The 11,224-nt window shown below is 68.1% G+C and carries 9 protein-coding genes and 1 pseudogene; 7 read left to right on the plus strand and 3 right to left on the minus strand.

The features are described 5' to 3' along the window. The first annotated feature begins 99 nt into the window (after positions 1-99). Complete coding sequence (gene typA, locus JHN63_RS34345; protein WP_200688164.1) at positions 100-2,007, plus strand: translational GTPase TypA; 1,908 nt, start codon at positions 100-102, stop codon at positions 2,005-2,007. 55 nt (positions 2,008-2,062) lie between these two features. On the opposite strand, the gene JHN63_RS34350 is transcribed toward typA, so the two are convergent. Continuing rightward, a complete protein-coding gene (locus JHN63_RS34350) occupies positions 2,063-2,821 on the minus strand; it encodes a trans-aconitate 2-methyltransferase (protein WP_200688166.1) in 759 nt (252 codons plus the stop codon). A gap of 180 nt (positions 2,822-3,001) precedes the next feature. Here JHN63_RS34350 and JHN63_RS34355 point away from each other — a divergent pair, with 180 nt between their 5' ends. The 6 genes from JHN63_RS34355 (at position 3,002) to JHN63_RS34380 (ending at position 9,788) form a co-directional block, all read left to right on the plus strand. After that, complete coding sequence (locus JHN63_RS34355) at positions 3,002-3,421, plus strand: VOC family protein (RefSeq protein WP_200688185.1); 420 nt, start codon at positions 3,002-3,004, stop codon at positions 3,419-3,421. A 519-nt stretch (positions 3,422-3,940) separates the two neighbouring features. Next, a complete protein-coding gene (locus JHN63_RS34360; protein ID WP_200688168.1) occupies positions 3,941-5,566 on the plus strand; it encodes an ABC transporter substrate-binding protein in 1,626 nt (541 codons plus the stop codon). A gap of 144 nt (positions 5,567-5,710) precedes the next feature. Then, positions 5,711-6,643, plus strand: a complete 933-nt coding sequence (locus tag JHN63_RS34365) for an ABC transporter permease (protein ID WP_200688170.1) — start codon at positions 5,711-5,713, stop codon at positions 6,641-6,643. After that, entirely contained in the window at positions 6,636-7,583 is a 948-nt protein-coding gene (locus tag JHN63_RS34370; protein WP_200688172.1) for an ABC transporter permease, read from the plus strand. The genes JHN63_RS34365 and JHN63_RS34370 overlap by 8 nt, the downstream gene beginning before the upstream one ends. A gap of 11 nt (positions 7,584-7,594) precedes the next feature. Beyond that, entirely contained in the window at positions 7,595-8,647 is a 1,053-nt protein-coding gene (locus JHN63_RS34375) for an ABC transporter ATP-binding protein (protein ID WP_200688174.1), read from the plus strand. Next, on the plus strand, positions 8,640-9,788 hold the full coding sequence (locus tag JHN63_RS34380) for an ABC transporter ATP-binding protein (RefSeq protein ID WP_200688176.1): 1,149 nt from the start codon (positions 8,640-8,642) through the stop codon (positions 9,786-9,788). Before JHN63_RS34375 ends, JHN63_RS34380 begins: the two co-directional genes overlap by 8 nt. A gap of 156 nt (positions 9,789-9,944) precedes the next feature. Here JHN63_RS34380 and JHN63_RS34385 read toward each other — a convergent pair whose 3' ends face one another. Beyond that, positions 9,945-10,940: an ABC transporter ATP-binding protein gene (locus JHN63_RS34385; protein ID WP_200688178.1), complete on the minus strand. Its 996-nt coding sequence runs from the start codon at positions 10,938-10,940 to the stop codon at positions 9,945-9,947. Next, positions 10,937-11,224, minus strand: a pseudogene (locus tag JHN63_RS53230) (ABC transporter ATP-binding protein); the annotation flags it as partial. The pseudogene JHN63_RS53230 and the gene JHN63_RS34385, both read right to left, overlap by 4 nt.

Below are 11,224 nucleotides of genomic sequence, written 5' to 3' on the forward strand. Positions count from 1 at the left end.
GTACGATGGGGTAAGGCCGTGGCGTGTCCAGCCCGGCAGGGTCCGCGTAACACAGATGTACGCGCAGGCCTTCCTCACTCTCCGGGAGTTCGCCGCAATATGGCCACGCGCCACGACATCCGCAACGTCGCCATCGTCGCCCACGTCGACCACGGGAAGACGACCCTCGTCGACGCCATGCTGAAGCAGGCCGGTGCCTTCGCCGCGCACGCCGCCGAATCGCTCGACGACCGAATGATGGACTCGAACGATCTGGAGCGTGAGAAGGGCATCACGATCCTGGCCAAGAACACGGCCGTGAAGTACCACCCGAAGGATGGCGGCGACGTCATCACCATCAACATCATCGACACCCCGGGCCACGCCGACTTCGGTGGCGAGGTCGAGCGCGGTCTGTCGATGGTGGACGCGGTGGTGCTGCTCGTCGACGCCTCCGAGGGCCCGCTGCCCCAGACCCGCTTCGTGCTCCGCAAGGCGCTCCAGCAGCGGCTGCCCGTCATCCTCTGCATCAACAAGACGGACCGCCCCGACTCCCGGATCGACGAGGTCGTCAACGAGACGTACGACCTGTTCCTGGACCTGGACGCGGACGAGGAGCAGATCGAGTTCCCCATCGTCTACGCGTGTGCGCGTGACGGCGTCGCCTCGCTGACCAAGCCCGAGAACGGCACGGTCCCGCAGGACAGCGACAACCTGGAGCCCTTCTTCTCCACGATCCTGTCGCACGTCCCGGCCCCGCAGTTCGACGAGGCCGCCCCGCTCCAGGCGCACGTCACCAACCTGGACGCCGACAACTTCCTCGGCCGTATCGCGCTGCTCCGCGTCGAGCAGGGCGAGCTGCGCAAGGGCCAGACCGTCACGTGGATCAAGCGCGACGGCACGATGTCCAACGTGCGCATCACCGAGCTGCTGATGACCGAGGCGCTCACCCGCAAGCCGGCCGAGATGGCGGGCCCCGGTGACATCTGTGCCGTGGCCGGTATCCCGGACATCATGATCGGCGAGACCCTCGCCGACCCCGAGAACCCGATCGCGCTGCCGCTCATCACGGTCGACGAGCCGGCGATCTCCATGACCATCGGTACGAACACCTCGCCGCTGGTCGGCCGCGGCGGCACCGGCAAGGGCGCCTCCGCGAAGGCCGCGGTCAAGGACCGCAAGGTCACCGCCCGTCAGGTCAAGGACCGCCTGGACCGCGAGCTGATCGGTAACGTCTCGCTGCGCGTGCTCGACACCGAGCGCCCCGACGCCTGGGAGGTGCAGGGCCGCGGTGAGCTGGCGCTGGCCATCCTGGTCGAGCAGATGCGCCGCGAGGGCTTCGAGCTGACCATCGGCAAGCCGCAGGTCGTCACGCAGATCATCGACGGCAAGGTGCACGAGCCGGTCGAGCGCATGACGATCGACGTGCCCGAGGAGCACATGGGCGCGGTCACGCAGCTCATGGGCGTCCGCAAGGGCCGGATGGACAACATGTCCAACCACGGCTCGGGCTGGGTCCGCCTGGAGTTCGTCGTCCCCTCCCGCGGTCTCATCGGCTTCCGTACCGAGTTCCTCACCGGGACGCGCGGCACGGGCATCGCCCACTCCATCCACGAGGGCCACGAGCCGTGGTTCGGTGTGCTGACGACCCGTAACAACGGTTCGCTGGTCGCCGACCGCGCCGGTGCCGTCACCGCGTTCGCGATGACGAACCTCCAGGAGCGCGGTGTGCTGTTCACCGACCCCGGCACCGAGGTGTACGAGGGCATGATCGTCGGCGAGAACTCGCGCGCCGACGACATGGACGTGAACATCACCAAGGAGAAGAAGCTCACCAACATGCGCTCGGCCGCCGCCGACTCGTTCGAGGCGATCGTGCCGCCGCGCAAGCTCTCCCTGGAGCAGTCCCTGGAGTTCTGCCGCGACGACGAGTGCGTCGAGGTGACCCCGGAGTCCGTCCGTATCCGCAAGCTCGTCCTCGACCAGAAGGAGCGCGGCCGCTCCGCGAGCCGCGCCAAGCACGGCTGAGGCACCGCTACAGCTCAACTGAGCCCGGGCGCCCCCGAGTTGGGGGTACCCGGGCTCAGTGCGTCGGCCGGGCCCAGCCTGTCGGCCGGGCCACTGTGATGATCTCGGGGCTCGCGGCGGTGAGCGGACTCCGGTCCCAGTCGCCGTACCGCTCGACGACCGTCAGCCCGGCCCCGGTGAGGAATCCGGTCAGGGCGTCCTCGTCCAGGAACCGCAGGGTCGACCGGCTGACCTGAGGGTGCGGCCAGCGCCCGCCCTCGAAGGTCTCGGTGAACGTCACCCGGTCCGTGGCCGGCGCGCTCTCGACCTCGTGCCACACCCGTACGACACCGCCGTCCGGGTCGGCGAGACGGCGCTCCCGGTCGGGTGTCCAGGTCTCCCAGGCGCGGGCCGCCGGGTTCCGCGTCTCGAAGACGAACCGCCCGTCGGCCGCGAGCGCGGCTCGCACCGCGGCCAGCGCCAGGCTCAACTCCTCGTCGTGGACGAGGACTTGGAAGGCGTGCCCGGTCATCACCACGAGGTCGAACTCGGCGCGCCACCGCACGGTCCGCAGATCTCCGAGCGCCCACTCGACACCGGGCTCCCGCCGCCGGGCCTGGACGAGCATCGCGGCGGCGGGGTCGATCCCCATGAGCCGCCCGGTGTGCCCCGCGCGCCGGGCCCCGCTCAGCAGGCGCCCGGTACCGCAGCCGACATCGAGCACGGCACGGGCCGACATCACCAGGTCGAGGTAGAAGTCGTCCCCCGGGCCCCATGGATTGAGCCGGTCGTACCACGCGGCGAGGGACAGGTCCGCGAACGAGCGATCCACCACCACGGCAGCCTGGCACACCCGGTGCCACGGCACGACGGGGCCGGGCGCATTCTTGACGGGTTCTCAACCGCGGAGACGGTTCTCAACCGCGGAGACGGTTCTCAACTGCGGAGACGGGTCTCGACCGCAGAGACGGGTCTCGACCGCGGAGACGGTTCCCAACTGTGGAGGTGCCAGGTGCTGTTGCACCATGTCGAGCTGTGGGTCGCGGACCTGGAGCGGGCGGAGTCGTCGTGGGGGTGGCTCCTGGAGCGCCTCGGCTGCGAGCCGTACCAGAACTGGCCGGTGGGGCGGAGCTGGCGGATGGGGGAGACGTACGTCGTGATCGAGCGGTCACCGGCGCTGCGCCCGGACACCGGCCACGACCGCATGCGGCCGGGGCTGAACCACCTGGCCTTCCGTGTCCCTGGCGGATCCGGCGGCCGTGCCGCACTGGACGCGTTGGTCGAGGCGGCACCCGCGCACGGCTGGACCCCGATGTTCACCGACCGGTATCCGCACGCGGGCGGTCCGGAGCACTGCGCCGCCTACCTGGAGAACGAGGAGGGCTTCGAGGTCGAGTTGGTGGTGGAGGGATTCCCGCGGGGCGAGGTTGGCTGAATACAGGGATAACCCTTGTCCTCGCCCGGAATCCGCACAGGCCGGTTCATCCGCACTAGTCTGCGGATGGCGTGATCCTGTCCATGCACGCTGTGTGTTCCCCGGACGCCCTCCGCGGCTCCGGTTGGATGCCGTTGGCGCGCGGACCTGTTGATTGCACAACGTTCGCGGAACCGCAACTGGATTTTCACTCGGCCCGCGTTCGGCATGCGGACATTCAGGACCGATAGGTGTGTAACAAGTCCGTTTCGCAGGGGTCTTTCACCAAACCCTTTGTCCGGATTTTGGAAGATGTACGCGTCAGGTGTGATCGAACCGAGACCTTGACGGTGTGGTTCGGCCTTCGCTCATGGCAGATAGTTAGGCGCGTAGAGCTCGGGTACGACGGGTCGGGCGCCGACAGAGAGGCGCAGGCTCGCGAGCGCTGGGGGCACCGACACATTTTCAGGCACCGGTGACGGTGTTGTGACGTGTGCTGTCCCGTGCAGTGAACCTTATGGATTCTTGAAGGAGGAGCCCATGCGCGGTGCGAAGAGTGCCAAGTGGGTCGCGATAGCCGCGGTTGTGGCACTGGGGGCAACCGCCTGCGGTGGTTCCAGTGATGACGGCAAGAGCGACAGCAAGGCCGCGATCAACCCGAACGGCACGTTCACGGTCGAGTCGGGCGAGCCGCAGAACCCGCTGCAGCCGGCCAACACCATGGAGTCCTACGGCAGCATCGTGATCAAGTCGCTGTTCACCGGTCTGGTGGACTACGACAGCAGCGGCAAGATCGTCATGATGAACGCCTCGTCCGTCGACACCACCGACAGCAAGACCTACACGGTCAAGCTGAAGGCCGGCTGGAAGTTCACCGACGGCACCCCGGTCACCGCCAACTCGTACGTCAAGGCCTGGAACTGGGCCGCGAATCCGACCAACAAGCAGACCAACAGCTTCTGGTTCTCGGACATCGCTGGCTACGACGACGTCGCCCCCGCCAAGGGCAAGGCCAAGGCCACCGAGCTCTCCGGCCTGAAGGTCGTGGACGACAACACCTTCACCATCACGTTGTCGAAGGCGATTCCCTACTTCATCTACAAGCTCGGCTACGAGGTCTTCTCGCCGCTGCCCGAGTCCTTCTACAAGGACCCGGCCGCCGCAGGTCAGAAGCCGGTCGGCAACGGCCCGTACAAGTTCGTCAGCTGGGAGCACAAGAAGGCGATCACGGTCGCCAAGAACGCCGACTACAAGGGCCCGAACGCCGCCAAGAACGGTGGTGTGGTCTTCAAGAACTACTCCACCCCGGAGACGGCGTACGCGGACCTGAAGTCCGGCAACCTCGACGTCATCACCCAGGTCGCCCCGAAGGACCTCCCGGTCTACAAGCAGGACCTCGGTTCCCGCGCGGTCGACCAGGCGTACTCGGCGATCCAGACCATCGCGCCGGCCTTCTACTCCAAGCAGTGGAAGGACATCAACCCGAAGGTCATCCAGGGTCTGTCGATGGCGATCGACCGCGACACGATCACCAAGACCGTCCTCCAGGGCACCCGTGAGCCGGCCACCGGCTGGGTCGCCAAGGGCGTCCTCGGCTACCAGCCGGACGCCGCGGGCGACGTCACCAAGTACGACCCGGCGAAGGCCAAGGCGCTCATCAAGGAGGGTGGCGGCGTTCCCGGCAACTCCATCACCATCCAGTACAACACCGACGGTGGTCACAAGGAGTGGGTGGAGGCCGTCTGCAACTCCATCACCAACGCCACCGGTGTGAAGTGCGGTACCGACCCGAAGGCCGACTTCCAGGCCGACCTCGACGCCCGTCAGGCGCACGAGGTCAAGTCCCTGTACCGCTCCGGCTGGGTGCTGGACTTCCCGATGAACGCCAACTTCATCCGTGACCTCTACGGCACCAAGTCGGACGGCAACCAGAGCGGCTTCTCCAACAAGACGATCGACAGCGAGATCGCCGCTGCCGACGGCGCCGCCACGCTGGACGACTCGGTGAAGAAGTACCAGGAGATCGAGAAGCAGCTCGCGAACTACATGCCGAGCATTCCGCTCTGGTACTACAAGGTCAACGCGGGCTACTCGGAGAAGGTCTCGGGCGTCAAGTTCGCCCAGGACGGAGACCCGATCCTGACCGGCGTTCAGGTCAAAAAGTAACCGCAGGCAATCCGTCGCCCGGGGCGCGCAGAGCGCGCCCCGGTTCGGCGGGAGCGGCCGGGGGGCCCTTTCCACACGTACCGCCGAGCGGTGCGCGCGGAAGGGGCCCGCCTGTTGCCGCCGCGACTTTTTTATGGAGGCACGATGGGGCGCTATGTCGCACGACGACTGCTCCAGATGATCCCGGTCTTCTTCGGGACCACCCTGCTCATCTTCCTGATGGTCTACGCCCTGCCCGGTGACCCCGTCCGCGGGCTGTTCGGCGACAAGGGCGGCAGCCCACAGGTCATCGCCGCGCTTCGGCACGAGTACGGCCTGGATCAGAACATCTTTGTGCAGTACTACCACTACATAAAGGGCATCGTTCTGCATGCCGACTTCGGCACGCAGATAGCCAGCGGACGGCCCGTCACCGACGTGCTCGGCGACGCCTTCCCCGTGACCCTTCGCCTCGGCGGCTTCGCCTTCGTCATCGAGATCGTCCTCGGTGTCGGCCTCGGCGTCTACGCCGGTCTGCGCGCCGGACGCGCCGCCGACACCGTGGTGCTGCTCATCACCCTGCTGCTGATCTCGATCCCGGTCTTCGTCCTCGGCTTCATCCTCCAGTGGGTCTTCGCCGACGAACTCAAGTGGCTGGAACCGAACGTCAACGACGCATCGAATTACGGTCAGTTGCTGATGCCGGCGATTGTGCTGGCCACGGCGTCACTCGCCTATGTGTCCCGGCTGACCCGTACGTCGATCGCGGAGAACATGCGCGCCGACTACGTCCGTACGGCCATCGCCAAGGGACTGCCCCGGCGCCGGGTGGTGACCGTCCACCTCATGCGCAACTCGATGATCCCCGTGGTCACCTACCTCGGCACGGACATCGGCGGCCTGCTCGGCGGTGCCGTCGTCACCGAGGGCATCTTCAACATCCAGGGCATCGGCGGCACGATCTACCAGTCGATCATCCGCCGCGAAGGCACCACCCTGGTGGGCCTGGTGACCATCCTCGTCCTCGTCTATCTCGTCGCCAGCCTCCTTGTCGACCTGCTCTACGCGGTCCTTGACCCGAGGATTCGCTATGCCTGACATGACCAAATCCGACACCGCCACCGCCGCGCCGGACACCTCGGACGCCACCACGCCGGCCCCCCAGCCGCCGAAGTCCGAGAAGACCCGCAGCCTGTGGGGCGACGCCTGGCAGGACCTGCGGCGCAACAAGATCTTCGTCATCTCCTCGGTGCTGATCCTGCTGCTCCTGCTGATCACGTTCTTCCCCGGCTGGTTCACCAGCGGCAACCCGACCTACGGCGACCTGTCCAAGCACTACCTGCAGAAGCCGCAGCTCGGAAAGGTCTTCTCGACCGAGTGGCTCGGCTACGACCAGCAGGGCCGCAGCGTCTACGCCCGGCTCATCTACGGCGCCCGGGCCTCGATAGCCGTCGGCTTCGGCACCACGATCTCCGTGACCGTCGTGGGCGGTCTGGTCGGCATGATCGCCGGTTACTTCGGCGGGATCGTCGACTCGATCCTGTCGCGGCTCGTGGACGTGTTCTTCGGCATCCCGTTCCTGCTGGGCACCATGGTCGTCCTCAACTCCTTCCCGGAGCGCACCGCCTGGGTCGTCATCGGCGCCCTGGCCTTCTTCGGCTGGACCCAGCTGGCCCGTGTGATGCGCGGCGCGGTGATCACCACCAAGCAGTCCGACTACGTCCAGGCCGCCAAGGCACTGGGCGCGAGCACCCCGCGCATCCTGTTCCGGCACATCCTGCCGAACACCCTGGCGCCCGTGATCGTCGTCGCCACCATCTCGCTCGGTGTCTACATCGGCTCCGAGGCCACGCTGTCCTTCCTGGGGCTCGGCCTGAACGGCGTCTCCTGGGGCAACGACATCTCCGACGGCGGCAGTTCGATCCGTATCGCCCAGTGGATCATGCTCTACCCGTCGATCATGCTCACCATCACGGTGCTGGCATTCATCATGCTCGGCGAGGCGGTCCGCAACGCCCTTGACCCGAAGACGCGCTGAGGGAGGCGTACGTGACCATCATCGAAGAAGCAGCGCCGGTACCGGCGCCCCGCGACGGCGAGGACGCACCCCTCCTCGACGTGCGTGACCTGCACGTCGAGTTCGTCACCCGCGAGGGTGTCGTACGGGCCGTCAACGGCGTCAACTACAACGTCCACGCCGGCGAGACCCTCGCCGTGCTCGGCGAGTCCGGCTCCGGCAAGTCCGTGACCGCGCAGGCGATCATGGGCATCCTCGACATGCCGCCGGCCCGGATCCCGCAGGGCGAGATCCGGTTCCGCGGCCAGGACATGCTCACCATGTCCACCGAGGAGCGCCGCAAGATCCGCGGTCGGCGCATCGCCATGATCTTCCAGGACGCGCTCAGCTCGCTGAACCCGGTGCTCTCCGTGGGCTACCAGATCGGCGAGTTGTTCCGCGTCCACCAGGGCCTCTCCAAGAAGGAGGCCAGGGCCAAGTCCATCGAGCTGATGGACCGGGTGAAGATCCCGGCCGCCGCGGCGCGGGTGAACGACTACCCGCACCAGTTCTCCGGCGGTATGCGCCAGCGCATCATGATCGCCATGGCGCTGGCCCTGGAGCCGGACCTGATCATCGCCGACGAGCCCACCACGGCCCTCGACGTGACCGTCCAGGCCCAGGTCATGGACCTGCTCGCGGAGTTGCAGCGCGAGTACCAGATGGGGCTCATCCTCATCACCCACGACCTCGGCGTGGTCGCGGACGTCGCCGACAAGATCGCGGTGATGTACGCGGGCCGCATCGTGGAGACGGCGCCGGTGCACGAGCTGTACAAGCGCCCGGCGCACCCCTACACCCGGGGGCTGCTCGACTCCATCCCGCGCCTGGACCAGAAGGGCCAGGAGCTCTACGCGATCAAGGGCCTGCCGCCCAACCTGCTGAAGATCCCGGCCGGTTGTGCCTTCAACCCGCGCTGCCCCAAGGCGCAGGACATCTGCCGTACGGAGGTCCCCGCGCTGGTTCCGGTGACCGAGCAGGACGGCACCGATCTGGTCGGCCGGGGTTCGGCCTGCCACTTCTGGAAGGAGACGATCCATGGCTGAGCTCAGCAAGAACGACGAGCAGCAGGAGGCCACGCCGAACGTCTCCGACGTGGAGGTCGCCGAGGTCCACTCCGAGACGGAGGCGGTCGGCGCCATCGAGGCGCCGGTCGACCGCGGCGAGCCGATCCTCCAGGTGCGGAACCTGGTGAAGCACTTCCCGCTGACCCAGGGCATCCTGTTCCGGAAACAGATCGGCGCGGTCAAGGCCGTCGACGGAGTCTCCTTCGACCTCTACCAGGGCGAGACCCTCGGCATCGTGGGCGAGTCCGGCTGCGGCAAGTCCACGGTCGCCAAGCTCCTGATGAACCTGGAGCAGGTCACCGCGGGCGAGATCTTCTACAAGGGCCAGGACATCACCAAGCTGTCCGGCCGCGCGCAGAAGGCCGTCCGCCGCAACATCCAGATGGTGTTCCAGGACCCGTACACCTCCCTGAACCCCCGGATGACGGTCGGCGACATCATCGGCGAGCCCTTCGACATCCACCCCGAGGTGGCCCCCAAGGGCGACCGGCGCCGCAAGGTGCAGGAACTCCTCGACGTCGTCGGGCTCAACCCCGAGTACATCAACCGCTACCCGCACCAGTTCTCGGGCGGCCAGCGCCAGCGCATCGGCATCGCCCGCGGCCTCGCGCTCAACCCCGAGATCATCATCTGCGACGAGCCGGTCTCCGCGCTCGACGTGTCGGTGCAGGCCCAGGTCATCAACCTGATGGAGCGTCTGCAGGACGAGTTCAACCTCTCCTACATCTTCATCGCGCACGACCTGTCGATCGTCCGCCACATCTCGGACCGGGTCGGGGTCATGTACCTCGGCAAGATCGCCGAGATCGGCAGCGACGAGCAGATCTACGACCACCCGACGCACCCCTACACCCAGGCGCTGCTGTCGGCGGTCCCGGTGCCCGACCCGGACGCCCGTGAGGGGCGTGAGCGGATCATCCTCACCGGTGACGTCCCGTCGCCGGCGAACCCGCCGTCCGGCTGCCGCTTCCGCACCCGTTGCTGGAAGGCGCAGGACAAGTGCTCGACAGAGGTCCCGCTGCTGGCGGTGCCCGAGCGCTTCCGCGGGGTGGACACCCCGGCGGCCCACGAGTCGGCGTGCCACTTCGCCGAGGTCAAGGACGTCGTGCACGCGGCCTGATCACTACGGCCACCACTGGTTCCCGGCACCGTACGACGGTGCCGGGAATCGGCGTTTCCGGACTTGCGACAGTGCCGGGACCCGGTGTTCCAGGACCCGGGACGCTGGCGGGGCTCGGTGTTCCAGGACCCGCGACGCTGCGGCGACCCGGCGTTCTCAGACCGCGGGGTCCCGCACCCGCGCCCAATGACAGGCCACCTGCGCCTCCCCGCCGCCGCCCAGCACCTCCAGGTCCTCGGTCCGGCACCGGTGGGCGACGCCCGCGCGTTCCGCCTCCCCGCTCGCCAGCACCTGGCAGCGCGCCCGGAACCGGCAGCCGCTCGGGATACGGGACGGGTCCGGGGGTTCGCCGGACAGCACCACGGGATCGCCTGGCGCCTCCGGCAGCACCGACAACAAAGCCTGGATGTAAGGATGTTGAGGGTCCGTCAGGACCTTCTCCGCGTCCCCCGTCTCCACGATCCGCCCCAGGTACATCACCGCGACCCGGTCGGCGATGTTCCACGCCAGGCCCAGATCGTGGGTCACCACCAGGGCGGCCAGGCCGAGTTCGGTGCGCAGCCGCAGCAGGAGGGCGAGGATCTCACCGCGCACGGAGGCGTCCAGCGAGGCCACCGGCTCGTCGGCGACGAGGAGTTCGGGTTCCAGGACGAGCGCGCCGGCGATCACCACGCGCTGCCGCTGCCCGCCGGACAGTTCGTGCGGATACCGCAGAAAGAACCGCTCGGGCGGCCGGAGTCCCGCGCGGCTCAACGCCCGCGCGACGACGGCCTGTTCGTCACCGACACCTCCATGGATCCGCAGCCCCTCGGCCACGGCGTCGTACACCGTGTGCCGGGGGTTGAGCGACCCGCTCGGGTCCTGGAGGACGAGCTGAACGCGTCGGCGATAGGCCTTGAGGGCCCGCGAGGAGTACTGCAACGGCTTGCCGTCGAAGGTGACCCGCCCCCCGGTCGGCGCCACCAGCCCCAGCAGCGACCGCGCCAACGTCGTCTTCCCACACCCGGACTCCCCGACGAGGGCGACGACCTCCCCCGCTCGGATGTCGAGGTCGACCCCGTCCACGGCCCGGGCGGGCGCACCACCCCGCCGCCCCGGGAAGGCCACGTGCAGCCCTTGCGCGCTGAGCAGGGGCGCCGACGGTGTGGTCATGACGCGCTCCGGGTGTCGTGGGGCGGGGCAGCCGGGTCTGGTGTGTTCTCGGGGGCGGGGCCGGGGTGACCGGTGCCCTCGGCCCGCGCGCCGGCCGGACCGGAGCCCTCCGCACGCCCCGCGGGTTGACCCGTCAGCATGCCTCCGGTGGGTCCGGTGGGTCCGGTGGGTCCGGTGGGTCCGGTGGGTCCGGTGGGTTCCGCGGGTCCGGCGGGTCCGGCGGGTTCCGCGTGTTCGGCGGGTTCCGCAGGTTCCGCGAGTTCCGCGTGTTCGGCGGGTTCCGC

Origin of the sequence: Streptomyces sp. MBT65 (assembly GCF_016612545.1) — a bacterium.
GTDB lineage: Bacteria > Actinomycetota > Actinomycetes > Streptomycetales > Streptomycetaceae > Streptomyces.